We start from the raw sequence: 16,450 nt of genomic DNA on the forward strand, positions 1-16,450 counted from the left end.
CATGCGCTTCTCCCTGAACATCCCCAACTTCGGCGACTTCGCCGACGCCCGTACCGTCGCGAAGACCGCCGCGGCGGCCGAACAGGCGGGCTGGGAAGGCCTGTTGATCTGGGACCACGTGGTCCACGACAAGCAGGTGCGGCGCGGCAAGCCCTTCGGCGATCCGTGGATGCTGCTCACCGCCGCCGCCCTCGCCACCTCCCGGATCCGGCTCGGCACCCTGCTCACGCCCGTGCCCCGCTACCGGCCCGAGCAGCTGGCCCGGCAGGTCGCGACGCTGGACGCGCTCAGCGGCGGGCGCGTCGTCTTCGGGGCGGGGCTCGGCGGGCCCGCCGAGGACGAGTACGGCAGCTTCGGGGACACCGTCGACCGCGCCGTGCACGCCGGACGCCTCGACGAGGGCCTGGACGTGCTCACCCGCTACTGGTCCGGCGAGAGCGTCGACCACGTGGGCGCCCACTACCGCGTCCACGACACCCAGCTGTTGCCCGCCACCGTCCAGCGGCCCCGGCCGCCCGTGTGGATCGGCGGCTTCTGGCCGAACCGCCGCCCGATGCGCCGCGCGGCCCGCTGGGACGGCGCCGCCCCGCTCTTCGCCGACGCCCTGCACGGGGTGCCGCCGCGCCCCGACCGGCTCGCGGAGGTGGTCGCGTACATCGAGGAGCACCGGGACGCGCCGGGCACGGAGTTCGAGGTCGTCGTCGGCGGGCTCACGCCCGGCGACCGGGGCGCGGCGCTCGACATCATCGGGCCGCTCGCCGACGCGGGCGCCACCTGGTGGGACGAACGGCAGCTCCAGGACGGCGGGTCCATCGACTCGTACGACGCCGTGCTGCGCCGCCTCGAAGCGGGGCCGCCACGCCTGTGACGGCCTGCCTCAGGTGAGGACCAGCCAGCGCCGCCCGTCGAGGAGTTCGCGTGCCGCGTCGAGATGGCCGGCGTGGCACGCCGTCTCCGTGATCACGTGCAGCAGCAGGTCGCGCAGCGTGTGCAGATGCGGCTCGCCGAACAGCTCGCGCGGCCACCAGGCGAGCGGGTCGTCCGGGGCGGCGGCACGGGCGATGGCGTCCGCGCGGGCGGTGTGGGCGCGGTAGCCGTCGAGCACGTCCGCGGCCGGGGTGCCCGGCGGCACCTGCCAGGCGTCCTCGACGGCGTCGAGGGAGGCGATGACGTCCCGCTCGCCGAGGAAGACCGCCCGGAACCAGAACCGCTCGACATCGAGCGCCAGGTGCCGGACCAGCCCGAGGCAGGACCAGCCGGAGGGCAGGACGGGCCTGCGGAGTGCCGCGTCGTCGAGGCCGTCGAGGATGCCGAGCACATGGCGGCGCTGTCCCGCCAGGACGGACAGCAGCGCCTCGGTCTCGCCGCTCCGTCCGGTCACGGCCAGACCAGGCAGTACGCCTGATGTCCGGCGTCGTGCAGCCGGTGGCTGAAGTCCTGCCATTCGTGGAGGAGTTGGTACACGTTGAACGCGTCGCGGGGGCCGCCCCGGTCGGGGACCGTGGACCAGATGAACGCCGCCGCGCCGACGGCCTCCTCGCCGACCCCGCGCAGCGGGTCGACGACCGTCATCGGCAGCTTCACCACCGCGTAGTCGGGATGGAGCACGACCAGCTCCAGCGGCGGGACCTTGTGCAGGGGTATGCCCTCGATGCCGGTGAGGACCATCGCGGCCATCGTCTCCGGCTTGATCTTGGTGAACATGCCGCCCATGCCCAGCTCGTCCCCGCCGAGCTCCTCGGGACGCATGGAGATCGGGACACGGGCCGCCGTGGCGCCGTCGGGCGCGCCGAAGTATTTGTACGTCACCCCCACCCGGCCACCATTCCCGCTTCCGCTCCCCACCATCGGCTCCCCGCGGTCGTCGCGTCGGTGCTTACCCCGCCGGGCACGCCGGGGGCCCAGGTCGTCGGTCCCCTCGCCCAGTCCGCCGCCACCGCGATGCATATCTCCACCCGACTGCTGTTCTCAGGGCGCCAGGGCCCTTTTCTAGGCCGCGCGACCGCCTCCGCGCAACCCGATCATCGTGTCAGTGACCTCCCCCACGGTCACCCGCCGAAACGTGCCGACGGAACAACTGCGCGAGCGAGGCCCCCACCACCCGGACAGATGCCGTACAGAGTTCTGACAGTGCGAGTCTAGGCCGCCACGGGTCCGCGCGGAGGGGACCGCGGACACGGGCCGTACGCTGAGAGGCATGGCAGAGGCGAACAACACCCCCTATCCCTATGAGGCACCCGTTTCGCAGGGGCTCTTCGACCGTGCGTCCGTCGTCACGCCCGGTGGCGTGAACTCTCCGGTGCGCGCGTTCCGAGCCGTGGGCGGTACGCCCCGTTTCATGGTGTCCGGTACCGGTCCGTATCTGACGGACGCCGACGGACGCGAGTACGTCGACCTCGTGTGCTCGTGGGGGCCGATGATCCTCGGCCATTCACACCCCGAGGTCATCGCGGCCGTGCAGGAGGCCGTCTCCCGCGGCACCTCCTTCGGCACGCCCGGTGAGGGCGAGGTCGCGCTCGCCGAGGAGATCGTCGCGCGGATCGAGCCCGTCGAGCAGGTGCGCCTGGTGTCGTCCGGCACCGAGGCGACCATGTCGGCGATCCGGCTGGCCCGCGGCTTCACCGGCCGCGCCAAGGTGATCAAGTTCGCCGGCTGCTACCACGGGCACGTCGACGCGCTGCTGGCCGCCGCCGGCTCGGGCGTCGCCACCTTCGGCCTCCCGGACACCCCGGGCGTCACCGGCGCCCAGGCGGGCGACACGATCGTCCTGCCGTACAACGACATCGAGGCGGTGCGGGCCGCGTTCGCCGCGCACCCCGGCGAGATCGCCTGCGTCATCACCGAGGCCTCGCCCGGCAACATGGGCGTCGTGCCGCCGCGCGACGGTTTCAACGCGGGGCTGAAGGCGGTGTGCCGGGAGAACGGCGCGCTGTACATCTCCGACGAGGTGATGACGGGCTTCCGCACCTCGAAGGCCGGCTGGTTCGGGGTCGACGGCGTCGTTCCCGACCTGATGACGTTCGGCAAGGTCATGGGCGGCGGCTTCCCCGCCGCGGCCTTCGGCGGGCGCGCGGACGTCATGGCGCACCTCGCCCCGGCCGGCCCCGTCTACCAGGCGGGCACCCTGTCCGGTAACCCGATCGCGACCGCCGCCGGCGTCGCCCAGCTCCGGCTGCTCGACGACGCCGCGTACGGAGTCGTCGACGCGGTCAGCGAGCAGCTGCGTACGCTCGTCTCCGAGGCGCTCACCAAGGAGGGCGTCGCCCACCGGGTGCAGAACGCCTCCAACATGTTCTCCGTGTTCTTCACGGACGGCGAGGTGCGGAACTACGACGACGCGAAGGGCCAGGAGTCCTTCCGCTTCACCCCGTTCTTCCACTCGATGCTGGAGCAGGGCGTGTACCTGCCGCCGTCCGCGTTCGAGTCCTGGTTCGTCTCGACCGCCCACGACGAGCGGGCGGTCGAGCGCATCGCCGCCGCGCTCCCGGCCGCCGCCCGCGCCGCCGCGGAGGCCACCGCATGAGCACTCCGAAGAGCGACAGCGACATCACCGTCGTCCACCTCATGCGCCACGGCGAGGTGCACAACCCGGAGGGGATCCTGTACGGGCGGCTGCCCGACTACCACCTCTCCGAGCTGGGCCGGCAGATGGCCGACCGGGTCGCCGAGCACCTGTCGGCGCGCGACATCACGCACGTCGTCGCCTCCCCGCTGGAGCGGGCGCAGGAGACGGCGACGCCGATCGCCAAGGCGCACGGCCTCGACCTGGACAGTGACGACCGTCTCATCGAGGCGGGCAACGTCTTCCAGGGCAAGACCTTCGGCGTCGGCGACGGCGCGCTGAAGAACCCGGACAACTGGAAGCACCTCGTCAACCCGTTCAAGCCGTCCTGGGGCGAGCCCTACATCGAGCAGGTCGTCCGCATGATGGGCGCGCTCGACGCGGCCAAGGACGCGGCGCGCGGCCACGAGGCGGTGTGCGTCAGCCACCAGCTGCCGATCTGGATCGTGCGCTCGTTCGTCGAGAAGCGGCGGCTGTGGCACGACCCGCGCAAGCGGCAGTGCACGCTGGCCTCGCTGACGACGTTCACCTACCGCGGCGACAAGATCGTCTCGGTGGGCTACACCGAGCCGGCCGTCGACCTCGTCCCCGCGCACCTGCGGGCCGGGGCGAAGCCGGTGAAGGGCAAGGACAAGGCGTTCGGCGCCTGACGCACGGTTTTCGCGCAGAAGGGCCGCCGGTGACGGCGGCCCTTCTGTGTTCCGTCCCTGGTTCCGCTGTGTGACTCGTCAAATCACCCCAAAAGCGTCCTATTTCAAGGAACCCGCGTGTTCCTCGTGCCCTCTAAGGGGGTGCCGCCCTGTGAATGGGTGGCAGAGCGCGAGGATTAGGGGACGAGATGCGCGACGTCAGCCGTAGGGGACTCATCGGCATGGGAGCGGGCGCGGCGGCGGCCGCACTGGCCGGCTGCGGCTCCGGCGACTCGCCTTCCACGGTGGCCAAACCGGGGCATCCGGGAGCGCCCAAGCAGCCGTCGGTGAGGCCCATCGGCGACGGCTCGACCGCGTACACCGGCAAGCAGCCCAAGCAACCACGCGCGCCCGAGAGGCTCGAACCGGGCCAGAAGCCGCCGCAGTTCGTGATCTTCTCCTGGGACGGCGCGGGCGAGGTGGGCAACGGCCTGTTCCCGCGCTTCCTCAAGCTCGCCGAGGACCACGGCGCGCACATGACCTTCTTCCTCTCCGGGCTCTATCTGCTGCCGGAGGACAAGAAGCGCCTGTACCGCCCGCCGAACAACCCGGTCGGCGCCTCCGACATCGGCTATCTGACCGACGAGCACATCAAGGCGACGCTGAAGTACACCCGTCAGGCCTGGCTCGACGGGCACGAGATCGGCACGCACTTCAACGGCCACTTCTGCGCCGGAAGCGGCACCGTCGCCAACTGGACGCCCGCCCAGTGGCGCAGCGAGATCGACCAGGCCAAGTCGTTCGTGCAGCGCTGGCGGACGAACTCGGGGTGGAAGGACCTGCCGCCGCTGCCGTTCGACTACGACAAGGAGCTGGTCGGCGGCCGCACCCCGTGCCTGCTCGGCCAGGACAACCTGCTGCCCACCGCCCGCGAGCTGGGCTGGCGCTACGACGCGTCCTCGCCCGGCGGTCGGCAGCGCTGGCCCGAGAAGCGGATGGGGGTCTGGGACCTGCCGCTCCAGGCCGTCCCCTTCCCCGGGCGCTCCTTCGAGGTGCTGTCGATGGACTACAACATGCTGGCGAACCAGTCGCACAACTCCACCCGCGCGCCCTCGTACAACTACCCGGGCTGGCGCAAGCAGTCCACGGCCGCGTACATCGCCGGATTCGACCGCGCGTACCGGACGAACCGGGCGCCGTTCTTCATCGGCAACCACTTCGAGGAGTGGAACGGCGGCATCTACATGGACGCCGTGGAGGAGGCGTTCAAGCACATCGCGGCCACCGCCGAGACCCACAGCGACGTGCGCCTCGTCTCCTTCCGGCAGTTCGTCGACTGGCTGGACGTCCAGGATCCCGAGGTGCTGGACAAACTGCGCACTCTGGACGTGGGGCAGCAGCCGTCGCAGGGCTGGCGGAGGTTCCTGGCGAAGACCGGGCCACGCCACGAAAAGAGCCGCACAAACCACTCCTGAAGTGGGCTTTTCCGGCCGTGAGGGGGGTGCCAAAGATCCCTTGAACGGACATGCGAAACTTTTCACATGAGTGCCGCCTGCCGCGCCCCCCGCATCGCCGCGACCACGCGCCGCGCCGCCAAGCTGACCGTAGGAGCCGCCCTGGCGGCCCTGGTCCTGACAGCGTGCGGCAATGGCGGCACCTCCGGGGGCGGCAACAACACCAACTTCGTGTCGAGCACCGGCGGGATCTCGACCGTCAAGAAGGCCGACCGCCACGACGCCCCGACGCTGACCGGCAAGGACCTCACCGGCAAGGCCCTGAGCACCGACGACTACAAGGGCAAGGTCCTCGTCATCAACATCTGGGGCTCCTGGTGCTCCCCGTGCCGCCTGGAGGCGAAGTACTTCGCCCAGGTCGCCGAGGAGACCAAGGGCAAGGACGTCCAGTTCATCGGGATCAACACCCGTGACCCCAAGTCCGGCTCGGCCATCGCGTTCGAGAAGGACTACGGGATCACCTACCCGAGCTTCTACGACCCGTCGGGCAGGCTCCTGCTCAAGTACGACAAGGGCATCCTCAACCCGCAGGGCATCCCCAACACCCTGGTCGTCGACCGCGACGGCAAGCTGGCCGCGCGCTCGCTGAAGGCGCTGAACGCCAAGAGCCTGCACGAGCTCGTCGACCCCGTGATCGCGGAAAAGTGATCGACGGTGGCCTCCTCGCTCGTCGTACTCGCCGCTGACGGAATCGGCGGCACCGTGGAGAACGGTGCCCTGGTGTTCGCGCTGCCGATCGCCGTGCTCGGCGGACTCGTCTCGTTCTTCTCGCCGTGCGTCCTGCCGCTCGTTCCCGGCTATCTCTCCTACGTCACCGGGATCAGCGGCACCGACCTGATGGAGGCGAGGCGCGGGCGGATGGCCGCGGGCGCCGCCCTGTTCGTCCTCGGGTTCACCGTGGTCTTCGTCTCCGGCGGCGCGCTCTTCGGGTTCTTCGGCCAGACGCTGCAGGAGTACCGGGACGTCCTCACCAAGGTGCTGGGCGTCGTGATGCTCGTCATGGGCGTCTTCTTCCTCGGGCTCATGCCCTGGCTCACCCAGCGCGAGTTCCGCTTCCACAAGCGGCCGGTGACCGGGCTCGTCGGGGCGCCGATACTGGGCGCGCTGTTCGGCATCGGGTGGACCCCGTGCATCGGTCCGACGCTCGGCGCGGTGAGCGGCCTGGCCATGAGCCAGGGCAGCGCCGGTCGCGGCGCGCTGCTGATGGTCGCGTACTGCCTCGGGCTCGGCGTCCCCTTCGTGCTCGCCGCGATCGCCTTCCGCAAGGCGCTCGGCGCCTTCGGCTGGGTCAAGAAGCACTACGCCTGGGTGATGCGCATCGGCGGCGGCATGATGATCCTGACCGGCGTCCTCCTGCTGACCGGCGCGTGGGACACCCTCGTCCAGCAGATGCAGATCTGGTCCAACGGCTTCACGGTGGGAATCTGATCCATGAGCAAGACAAACACCCCCGAAGAGGCCACTGAGCAGCAGGCCGCGGCCCAGCTCAGCACGGCCCCGCAGGAGGACCGCACCCCCGGCACCGCCACGTTCGGCGTCATCGGCTGGGCCCGCTGGTTCTGGCGGCAGCTGACCTCCATGCGGGTCGCGCTGATCCTGCTGTTCCTGCTCTCGCTCGCCGCGATCCCCGGCTCGCTGATCCCGCAGTCCGGCACCGACCAGATGAAGGTCGACGCGTTCAAGAAGGCCCACGACGTCCTCGGGCCGGTCTACGACAAGCTCGGCCTCTTCCACGTCTACAGCTCGGTGTGGTTCTCCGCGATCTACATCCTGCTGTTCATCTCGCTGATCGGCTGCATCATCCCGCGCACCTGGCAGTTCGTCGGCCAGCTGCGCGGCCGCCCGCCGCGCGCCCCGGGACGCCTGGACCGGATGCCCGCGTACGCGACGTGGCGCACCGGGACAGGCGCGGACGAGGTCCACGCCGCCGCCCTGACGATGCTGAAGAAGCGGCGCTTCCGCTCGCACGTCGCCGGAGGCGCCGTCGCGGCCGAGAAGGGCTATCTGCGCGAGGTCGGCAACCTGATCTTCCACATCTCGCTGATCGTGATGCTGGTCGGCTTCGCCACCGGGCAGCTGTTCAAGTCCGACGGCACGAAGCTGGTCCTGGAGGGCGACGGCTTCGCCAACACCCTCTCCCAGTACGACGACTTCTCCTCCGGCAACCTCTTCGACCAGGACACCGGCCTCGAACCCTTCAGCTTCACGCTCAAGGACTTCACGGGCACGTACGAGCGCAACGGCCCCAACAAGGGCACCGCGCGCACCTACAAGGCCGACGTCGCCTACAGCGAGGGCGCCGACGGCAAGGAGAAGGACGCGACCATCAAGGTCAACGAGCCGCTGAAGATCAACGGCACCAAGATCTTCCTCTCCGGCCACGGTTACGCGCCCGTGGTCACCGTCCGCGACGGCAAGGGCAACATCGTCTCGGACCACACGCCGGTGCCGCTGCTGCCGATCGACTCCAACCAGACGTCCACCGGCGCCATCAAGATCATGGACGGCTACCGCGACAAGGACGGCAAGAAGGAACAGCTCGGCTTCAACGCCTTCTTCGTGCCGACCTTCGCCGGCTCCGGGAAGGGCGACATGTTCTCCCAGTTCCCGGCGCTCGACTTCCCGGTCCTGGCGCTCTCCGCGTACCACGGCAGCCTGGGCGTCGACTCCGGTCTGCCGCAGAACGTGTACCAGCTGGACACCACGAACATGAAGCAGTTCAAGGACTCCAAGGGCGAGCTGCTGAAGAAGCGGCTGCTGCCCGGCGAGACCATGAAGCTGCCGAACGGCGCGGGCTCGATCACCTTCGAGAAGGGCGTCCAGGAGTGGGCCACCTTCGAGATCGCCAAGCAGCCCGGCACCGGCTGGGCGCTCACCGGCGCCATCGCGGCCATCGCCGGCCTGGTCGGCTCGCTGTTCATCCAGCGCCGCCGCGTCTGGGTGCGGGCCACCACCGGCGACGACGGCGTCACCGTCGTCGAGATGGCGGGCCTGGGCCGCAGCGAGTCCGCGAAGCTCCCCGAGGAGCTGGGCGCACTCGTGGAGAAGCTGCATGCCCGGGCGCCGAGCGCACCCGAACCTCCCGAAGATTCCGAAACCACCGCTGTTCCCGCCGCCGAAGGGGCTGAGAAGTGAATCTCGCCGCCGCCACCAACGAGAACCTGGCGCAAGTCAGCAACGTTCTCATCTACTCGTCGATGGCCGTCTATCTGCTGGCCTTCTTCGCGAACATGGCCGAGTGGATCTTCGGCAGCCGCAGCAAGACGGGCCGCGCCGCCGCCGCGCTCACCGCCCCGAAGGCGGCGAAGACGGCCCCGGCCCCGGCCGTGCAGGTCAAGAAGAACGGTTCCACCGCCGTCCTGGAGCGGCCGCAGGTCGTCACCCGGTCCGCCGCCGGATCGCGCGGCGACGTGCCGGACGGCCCCGGCGCCTCCGGCGGCGACGAGCAGGGCGACCTCTACGGCCGGATCGCGGTGTCGCTCACCGCGCTCGGCTTCGTCATCGAGTTCGCCGGTGTCCTCACCCGCGCGCTGTCCGTGCAGCGCGCCCCGTGGGGCAACATGTACGAGTTCAGCATCACCTTCTCCACCGTCGCCGTCGGCGTGTACCTGGTGCTGCTCGCGCTGAAGAAGAACGTCCGCTGGCTCGGCCTGCCGCTGGTCACCACGGTCCTGCTCGACCTGGGCCTCGCCGTCACCGTCCTGTACACGGCGAGCGACCAGCTGGTCCCGGCGCTGCACTCGTACTGGCTGTACATCCACGTCTCGACTGCGATCTTCTGCGGCGCCGTCTTCTACGTCGGCGCGGTCGGCACGCTGCTCTACCTCTTCAAGGACTCGTACGAGAACAAGCTGGAGAAGGGCGGCACCCCGGGCCGCTTCGCCACCTCGGTCCTGGAGCGGCTGCCCGCCTCCGCGTCCCTCGACAAGTTCTCCTACCGGATCAACGCCGCGGTCTTCCCGCTGTGGACGTTCACGATCATCGCGGGCGCGATCTGGGCCGGCGACGCCTGGGGCCGCTACTGGGAGTGGGACCCGAAGGAGACCTGGTCGTTCATCACCTGGGTCGCCTACGCCTGCTACCTGCACGCCCGCGCGACGGCCGGCTGGAAGGGCCGCAAGGCGGCCTACCTGGCGCTGATCGCGTTCGCCTGCTGGCTGTTCAACTACTACGGCGTGAACATCTTCGTCTCCGGCAAGCACTCCTACGCCGGAGTGTGACCCCGCGCGCGTGAGGGCCGGTTCCTTCGGGAACCGGCCCTCCGCCGTGTCAGCCCACCGTGATCGCGTCCAGCTTCCCCCGCAGATACACGTGCGAGTCCACCGGCTCGTACGCCACCGTGCCCTTCGGCGCGGGCAGCGGTGACACCGTCGTGGCCGGGTCGCACTCGTAGAAGTAGACGAGCGACATCAGCTCCTCGGCGGGCGCGTCCGCCGGTGGCGGCAGCACCCGGTGGCGGCCCGAGCGCCAGCGGTCGCCGGTCCAGCGGGCCATCAGGTCGCCGATGTTGATGGTGAACGCCTCCGGGTCGAACGGCGCGTCCTCCCAGCCACCTTCGTCGGTGAACACCTGGAGGCCGCCCCGGCCCGCCTGCCGGTCCAGGACCGTGACCGTGCCGAAGTCGGTGTGCGGGCCGATCCGGAACTGGCCCGGCTCCGGCTCCCCGACGACCTCCGTGCCCGGATACCAGTTGATGTTGAAGCCCCAGGTGGGCCGCGAGGTGTGCCGGGTGAAGAAGTCCGCGGGCTCGTCCAGCGCCACCGCCAGCAGTTCGAGGAGCTGATCGGAGAGCGTCCGCATCGCGTCCAGGTACGTCTCCACCAGCGCGCGCAGCTCGGGCGCCTCGGCCGGGAACACGTTCGCGCCGGACCACTCGGCGGCGATCGCCGGGTCGTCGAACGCGGTGTCCGTGGCGAAGGAGATCGACTCCTTCAGGTCGGGCGGGGTCTCGGTGCCCTCGGAGTAGCCGTTCGCCTCGGCGCCCGGCCCGAGCCAGCCGCGCCCGCCGACCTGCACCGCGTACGGCTCCTTCACGGCGGGCGGCAGCCGGAAGAAGGCGCGGGCCGCCTCCCGGATCCGCGACCGCAGCCCCGGGTCGACACCGTGCCCGGTGACCAGCAGGAAGCCGGCGGTGCGCAGGGCCTCGTCGACGGTGGCGGCGATCGCGGCGCGGGCCGCCGGATCGCCGGACAGCCACGGCCGGAGATCGATGGTGGGGATGCGGGGCGCGTCCTGCGGTGAGGTCATGCGTCCACTCTCGGGCCACGGAAACACCGGGGCAACGTGCGCCCCGTACTCTCCGGGCAGTCCCCACCCCGACGGAATGTCTGCCCCCGGGAGGCCCGTGTGCCCGCTCTCACGCTCCGCGAGATCCTGGCCCTCGACGGCGTCGCCGCCGCCTCCCCCGAACTCCTCGCCGGACAGGACGCGCTGGACCGGCCGGTGCGCTGGGTGCACGCCAGCGAGGTCTACGAGGGCGCGGGCTTCCTGGACGGCGGCGAACTGCTGCTCACCAACGGCTTCGCGTTCCTCGGCGCCGACGCGGGAGCACTGCGCCGGTACGTGCGCGAGCTGGCCGCCCGCGGCGTCGCCGGGCTCGCCGTGGAGGTCGGGCGGTCCCTGGAGCGGATGCCCGCCGACGTCGTGGCCGCCGCCCGCGAGCTGGGGTTCCCGCTGATCGCGCTGCGCCGCGTCGTGCCGTTCGTGCGCATCGCGGAGGCCGCCAACCGGGCCATCGTCACCCACGGCCTCACCGCCCGCGCGCTGCCCGTGGCACGCACCGTCGACCACGGCGCCGCGCTGCTCGCCGACCTCGCCGACGGGCAGGCCCTCAACGGGCCCGAGGTCGCGGCCCGTTCTGCGCTCGCCGGGTTCCGGCCCGGCCCCGGCGCGCGGCTCGTCGGCGTCTGCGCGCACGGCCCGCGGGCCGCCGCCCTCGCCGCCGTCGACCGGGTCGCGGGCCGCCGCGGGCTGCGCGCCGCGTTCCCCGGCGACGTGCTCGCGCTGCTCGTGCCGCCGCCGGGGCGGGACGCGGTCCGTGTCGTGCGGGACGCCTTCCGCACGGCGGCCGGCCCGGGGCTCACCATCGCCGTCGGGCACGCCGTGGGCGCGGACGACGGCTGGCCGCGCTGGAGCGACACCCTCCGTGCGGCCCGTACGACGCTGGAGCTGGCGCTGACCGTGCCCGCGGCCGAACCGGCTTATGGCGACGGCCCGTTGGTGACCTCGGCGCGGGCCCTCGTCCTGGAGCGGGAGCTGACCCGGGGCGGCGTCGAGGCCAACCGGGAACGCCTCACCCGGCTCGTCGACCAGGTCCTCGGGCCGCTCCTCGCCTGGGAGGCCCTGCACGGCAGCGACCTCGTCCGCACCCTGGAGGTGCATCTGAGGCACGGGTGCAGCCCGACGCGGACGGCCGCCCTGCTGCACATCGGGCGGCAGTCCCTGTACCAGCGCCTGGAGCGGATCGAGTCGCTGCTCGGCATCGAGGTCGGCGACCCGGAACTGCTCGGCGAACTGCTGGCCGCCGCGTGCGCGGTCCGGGTCGTGGGGGCGCGGGCGGCTCAGGGCTCCAGCGAGCGCCAGATCCTGTCGGGCAGGACCCGGGCCGCCTGATCGAGGTCGACGTCGCCGACCGACAGCCAGCGCCGCGCGACGCCGACGACCGGCCCGAGCGTCATGCTCTCGATCAACGGGGCGGGAAGGGCGGCGAGTTCACCCGAGGCCACGTGCCGCTCCAGCCAGGCCGCCACCGGCGAGAGCCGCGCCTCCTGGCTGTCCCGCAGCTGCCGGGCCTGCACCATGGTCAGCCGGTCCGCGTAGGAGGAGTGCAACAGCCGCGCGGCGTCCGGGTGTTCGCCCACGAAGGCGAGATAGGCCCGGACGGCCGCGCGGATGCCGGTGCGCGCCGTGCGGGAGCGGGCCAGGGCCGTGCTCACGTCGTCGAGCAGCTTGCCGAGCCAGCGCAGCAGCAGCGCGCTCATCAGCCCGTCGACGCTGCCGAAGTGGTGGTACAGGCTGCCCGGGCTCACGCCGCTCGACGTCGTGAGGGCCTGGACGGTCACACCGCTCTCGCCCGCCTCGGCATACACGGCGAGGGCCGTGTCGAGAAGGCGCTCGACCGTCTCCGCGCCACGTCGTTGCTTGGGACTCATGGTGACAGTCAGCGTAAAGCACCATGTCACCGAAGGGTTTCCGGATGTGTTTCTAAAGTGAATATCTAGAAAGGGACTCCAGTTTCGGGGCGTACTGAGTCACACTGATCGTGACGAAGAGCGGGCCAGGGGCGATCCTGGCCGGGGCCGTCGAGCGGCGCGGGGGACCGTTCGGCGGCCCGTTCACGCGGAAGCCGCCCGCGGACCGGCCGTCCGGGCGGCGAGCACCCGGCGAGCGGCCGCGTAGACCGCCGCGCTGACCGCGAAACCGACGACGCAGGTCACGTCCCCGAGGCCGGGCCACTTGTCCGCCGCCCAGCCCACGAACTTCTCTTGGTGGGAGAAGAGCGGCACGGAGACGGCGGCGCCGGTCAGCAGCGCGGCGAAGCCCGGCCAGTTGGTGAAGGACGGGTCGGTGAGCCGCCCGGCGAGCTCGGCGTGGGCGACCGTGCGCATCCGCCACCGCTCCACCATCACGACGCCCAGCCAGGGCCCGATCCAGTACGCGATCACCAGCAGGAACGCCTCGTAGGCGGCGCCCGCGTCGGCGAGCGACGCCCAGGCCGCCGCCGTGCCGGCGAGCCCCGAGATCACCACGAGCGTCGAGCGGCCGAGCCAGGAGGGCAGCCGCAGGCCGAGCGAGGTGACGGACATGGCGGAGGAGTAGATGTTGAGGGCGTTGGCGGAGACGCCGCCCAGGATGATGGCGAGCAGCGTCAAGTTCCCCAGCCAGTCGGGCAGATGGCCGGTGAAGGCGCCGGTCGGCGTCGCCCCCTCGGGCGCCGCGATCGTCGCCGACGCGACCCCGATCATGCCGACCGCGTACACGGAGACGAAGAGGCCGAGCGCCGGATAGAGCGCGGTCTTCCAGCGGGAGGCGGTGGCGGGCAGATAGCGCGAGTAGTCGGCGGCGTTGGGGTTCCACCCGGCCGCGTACCCCCACGCCGAACTGAACGCGAGCAGGAACCCGCCGAGGCCGCCGCCGGAACCGCCGCCCGAGAAGTCGGCCTTGCCGAACGTCCAGACGCCCGCGAGCAGGAAGACCACCGCGAGCACGGGCAGCGCGTACCGCTCGAAGGCGTGCACGAAGTTGTGGCCGATGAAGCCGATGGCGATCTCCGCCGCGACCACGAGGAGCAGGGAGGGCAGCGGGCGCAGCCCGGTCAGGGAGTTCAGCGCGAAGGCGGCGCTGACGCTGTTCACCGCGAACCAGCCGACCCCCGCCACGATCGCGTTGACCGTGCTCGGCAGCAGATTGCCGCGCCGCCCGAACGCGAACCGGCCGATCGCCATCTGCGGCACCCCGAACCGGGGCCCGTCCAGGCTCAGCACCCCGTGGGTGAGGGCGCCGACGGCGGTGCCGAGCAGCAGGGCCGCGGCTGCCTGCCAGAAGCTCAGGCCGAAGAAGAGGACGGAGATCACGCCGATGTAGACGGTCGCGAACTCGATGTTGGGAGAGGCCCACGTCCAGATCAACTGCCGTGGACTTCCGTGCCGTTCGGCCGCGGGGATCGGCTCGGAACCGGCCGTCTCGACGGCGATGACCTTGTCGCCGTACGCGGGCGGGGCGGCCGGAGCGGTGTCTGTGCTGGTGGAGGCGGTCGTCATGCCCCCTGAGTGTCCGGTGGCGGACGCGCCGCGCACAGGGGCGCACTGTCCGCTTCCGGGGGTGCGGCGGCGTACAGGATGTACGCCGCCGCGCGATCGGCGGTTACTCGCCGATGTCCTCGTTCCACAGCTCCGGCTTCGCCGCGATGAAGTCCTCCATCATGCCCACGCACTCGGGGTCGTCCAGCAGCACGATCTCGACGCCGTGCTCGGCCAGCCAGTCGTGCCCGCCGTGGAAGGTGCGCGCCTCTCCGACGATCACCCGCGAGATGCCGAACTGCCGCACCAGGCCCGAGCAGTACCAGCACGGCGAGAGCGTGGTGACCATGGTCGTGCCCTTGTACGAGCGCTGCCGCCCGGCGTTGCGGAACGCGTCGGTCTCCCCGTGCACGGACGGGTCGGCGTCCTGCACCCGGCGGTTGTGGCCGCGGCCGAGGACGGTGCCGTCGGCGGAGTAGAGCGCGGCACCGATCGGGATGCCGCCCTCGGCGAGACCGGCCTTGGCCTCCTCGACGGCGGTGGCGAGCCAGGTGCGGGCGAGATCGAGATCCATGACGTACGAGCCTTTCTACGCGGGGGAGTTGCTACGGTCGCGCCGCCTGAGCAGCGCGTACAGGACGGCGCCGAGCACGAACCCGACCGGGCAGGTCAGGTCGCCGACGCCGGGCCACTGGGCGGGCACCCAGCCGACGAACAGGGTCTGGTTGGAGAACAGCGGCACGGACACGGCGACACCGGCGAGCAGCGCGATCAGTCCGGCGGCATGGGTGAACGTACGGTCCTGGAGGCGGTCGGCGAGCGCCGTGTCGGGCAGGACGCGCAGCAGGTGCTCCATCAGGACGACGCCGAGCCAGGGCGCGATCCAGTACGCGATGACGAGCAGGAAGTTCTCGAAGGCGTGCCCGGCGTCGGCGAGCGAGGCCCAGCCGGCGGCGGTGCCGAACGCGCCGACGACGGCGACCAGGGCCGCCCGGTTCAGCCACCGCGGCAGCTTCAGGTCGAGGGAGGACAGCGAGACGGCCGCCGAGTAGACGTTCAGGGTGGCCGCCGCCATCGCGCCCAGGATGATCGCGACGAGGGTGAGCTTTCCGAGCCAGTCCGGGAGCTGCCCGGTGAAGGCGTCGGTGGGGGAGGCGCCGGCGGGCGCGACGAGCGTGGCGGAGGCCGCGCCGATCACGGAGACGACGGAGACCGAGACGAACAGGCCGAGCCCCGCGTACCAGGCGGTGGCCCGGTGCGAGGTGGACTCGGGGAGGTAGCGGGCGTAGTCGGCGGCGCACGGGTTCCAGCCCGCGGTGAAGCCGAAGCAGGCGGAGAAGGCGAGCATGAACCCGCCGAAGCCGCCGCCGGAGCCCGAGCCCGACAGATCGGCGTCCAGGAAGATCCACACCCCGGCGAGCAGGAAGATCGCGCAGAGGACGGGGAAGGCGTACTTCTCGAAGCGGTGCACCAGGTCGTGGCCGACGTAGCCGATGACGACCTCGAGCACGACGAGGATCAGCAGGCTCGGCAGCGGGGGGAGCCCGGTCAGCGAGTTCAGGGCGAAGGCGCCGCCGACGGTGTTCACGGCGAACCAGCCGACCCCGGCGACGAACGCGTTCACCGCGGACGGCAGCGCGTTGCCCCGGAACCCGAAGGACAGCCGTCCGATCACCATCTGCGGGACCCCGAACCGCGGTCCGTCCGTCGACAGGACTCCGTGCGCCAGCGAGCCGAGCCCGGCGCCGAGCACCAGGGCGGCGACGGCCGGCCAGAAGCCCAGGCCGAACGCGGAGACGGAGAGCACCCCGATGAACACGGTGGCGAAGCCGACCTGGGGCGAGGCCCAGGTCCACAGCAGCTGGCGGGGCGAGCCGTGCCGGCGCTCGGGCGGCACGGGGTCGGCCCCGTGCTCCTCCACGGCTATCAGCTTCTCGGGCGGCGCGCTCTGGTCGGGGACATGCGGGGATCTGGACATGGGCCTTTACGGGGGCGAGGTGCGGAGGA

General features: G+C 71.4%; 16 protein-coding genes. 9 read left to right on the forward strand and 7 right to left on the reverse strand.

Going from position 1 to position 16,450, the window contains the following annotated elements; genetic code table 11:
- Position 1: 1 nt before the first annotated feature.
- Positions 2-868, forward strand: a complete 867-nt coding sequence (locus ABII15_RS22110) for an LLM class flavin-dependent oxidoreductase (protein ID WP_353944051.1) — start codon at positions 2-4, stop codon at positions 866-868.
- A gap of 9 nt (positions 869-877) precedes the next feature.
- Here the strand turns inward: ABII15_RS22110 and ABII15_RS22115 are convergent, their stop codons facing one another.
- Together ABII15_RS22115 and ABII15_RS22120 are read right to left on the reverse strand one after the other, a co-directional pair.
- Positions 878-1,381 carry a DUF664 domain-containing protein gene (locus ABII15_RS22115; RefSeq protein ID WP_353944052.1) on the reverse strand — a complete coding sequence of 168 codons (504 nt, stop codon included), beginning with the start codon at positions 1,379-1,381 and terminating at the stop codon, positions 878-880.
- Positions 1,378-1,815: a hypothetical protein gene (locus ABII15_RS22120; protein WP_111665256.1), complete on the reverse strand. Its 438-nt coding sequence runs from the start codon at positions 1,813-1,815 to the stop codon at positions 1,378-1,380. The genes ABII15_RS22115 and ABII15_RS22120 overlap by 4 nt, the downstream gene beginning before the upstream one ends.
- A gap of 382 nt (positions 1,816-2,197) precedes the next feature.
- Between ABII15_RS22120 and hemL the strand changes: the two genes are divergently transcribed.
- The 7 genes from hemL (at position 2,198) to ccsB (ending at position 9,925) form a co-directional block, all read left to right on the forward strand.
- The gene (hemL, locus tag ABII15_RS22125; RefSeq protein WP_353944053.1) at positions 2,198-3,523 is read left to right on the forward strand and encodes a glutamate-1-semialdehyde 2,1-aminomutase; all 1,326 of its coding nucleotides are present in this window, start codon (positions 2,198-2,200) and stop codon (positions 3,521-3,523) included.
- Entirely contained in the window at positions 3,520-4,212 is a 693-nt protein-coding gene (locus ABII15_RS22130) for a histidine phosphatase family protein (protein WP_353944054.1), read from the forward strand. The genes hemL and ABII15_RS22130 overlap by 4 nt, the downstream gene beginning before the upstream one ends.
- Before the next feature lie 188 nt (positions 4,213-4,400).
- Complete coding sequence (locus tag ABII15_RS22135) at positions 4,401-5,666, forward strand: hypothetical protein (protein WP_353944055.1); 1,266 nt, start codon at positions 4,401-4,403, stop codon at positions 5,664-5,666.
- 66 nt (positions 5,667-5,732) lie between these two features.
- Positions 5,733-6,353: a TlpA disulfide reductase family protein gene (locus ABII15_RS22140; RefSeq protein ID WP_353944056.1), complete on the forward strand. Its 621-nt coding sequence runs from the start codon at positions 5,733-5,735 to the stop codon at positions 6,351-6,353.
- A gap of 6 nt (positions 6,354-6,359) precedes the next feature.
- Entirely contained in the window at positions 6,360-7,133 is a 774-nt protein-coding gene (locus ABII15_RS22145; protein WP_353944057.1) for a cytochrome c biogenesis protein CcdA, read from the forward strand.
- Between the two features lie 3 nt (positions 7,134-7,136).
- Positions 7,137-8,840 carry a cytochrome c biogenesis protein ResB gene (locus ABII15_RS22150; protein ID WP_353944058.1) on the forward strand — a complete coding sequence of 568 codons (1,704 nt, stop codon included), beginning with the start codon at positions 7,137-7,139 and terminating at the stop codon, positions 8,838-8,840.
- On the forward strand, positions 8,837-9,925 hold the full coding sequence (gene ccsB, locus ABII15_RS22155) for a c-type cytochrome biogenesis protein CcsB (RefSeq protein WP_353944059.1): 1,089 nt from the start codon (positions 8,837-8,839) through the stop codon (positions 9,923-9,925). The genes ABII15_RS22150 and ccsB overlap by 4 nt, the downstream gene beginning before the upstream one ends.
- Positions 9,926-9,974: 49 nt before the next feature.
- Here ccsB and ABII15_RS22160 read toward each other — a convergent pair whose 3' ends face one another.
- A complete protein-coding gene (locus ABII15_RS22160) occupies positions 9,975-10,952 on the reverse strand; it encodes a 2-oxoglutarate and iron-dependent oxygenase domain-containing protein (RefSeq protein ID WP_353944060.1) in 978 nt (325 codons plus the stop codon).
- A gap of 99 nt (positions 10,953-11,051) precedes the next feature.
- Here ABII15_RS22160 and ABII15_RS22165 point away from each other — a divergent pair, with 99 nt between their 5' ends.
- Positions 11,052-12,317, forward strand: a complete 1,266-nt coding sequence (locus ABII15_RS22165) for a PucR family transcriptional regulator (protein WP_353944061.1) — start codon at positions 11,052-11,054, stop codon at positions 12,315-12,317.
- On the opposite strand, the gene ABII15_RS22170 is transcribed toward ABII15_RS22165, so the two are convergent.
- From ABII15_RS22170 to ABII15_RS22185, 4 genes are all read right to left on the reverse strand, one after another.
- Entirely contained in the window at positions 12,266-12,856 is a 591-nt protein-coding gene (locus ABII15_RS22170; protein ID WP_353944062.1) for a TetR/AcrR family transcriptional regulator, read from the reverse strand. The two genes, ABII15_RS22165 and ABII15_RS22170, sit on opposite strands and share 52 nt — an antisense overlap.
- Before the next feature lie 183 nt (positions 12,857-13,039).
- On the reverse strand, positions 13,040-14,464 hold the full coding sequence (locus ABII15_RS22175; RefSeq protein ID WP_353944063.1) for a cytosine permease: 1,425 nt from the start codon (positions 14,462-14,464) through the stop codon (positions 13,040-13,042).
- Positions 14,465-14,567: 103 nt separating this feature from the next.
- Positions 14,568-15,017, reverse strand: a complete 450-nt coding sequence (locus tag ABII15_RS22180) for a nucleoside deaminase (RefSeq protein ID WP_353944064.1) — start codon at positions 15,015-15,017, stop codon at positions 14,568-14,570.
- A 15-nt stretch (positions 15,018-15,032) separates the two neighbouring features.
- Positions 15,033-16,421: a cytosine permease gene (locus tag ABII15_RS22185; protein ID WP_353944065.1), complete on the reverse strand. Its 1,389-nt coding sequence runs from the start codon at positions 16,419-16,421 to the stop codon at positions 15,033-15,035.
- Between the last annotated feature and the right edge of the window lie 29 nt (positions 16,422-16,450).

Origin of the sequence: Streptomyces sp. HUAS MG91, from assembly GCF_040529335.1 — a bacterium.
Taxonomy (GTDB): domain Bacteria; phylum Actinomycetota; class Actinomycetes; order Streptomycetales; family Streptomycetaceae; genus Streptomyces; species Streptomyces tabacisoli.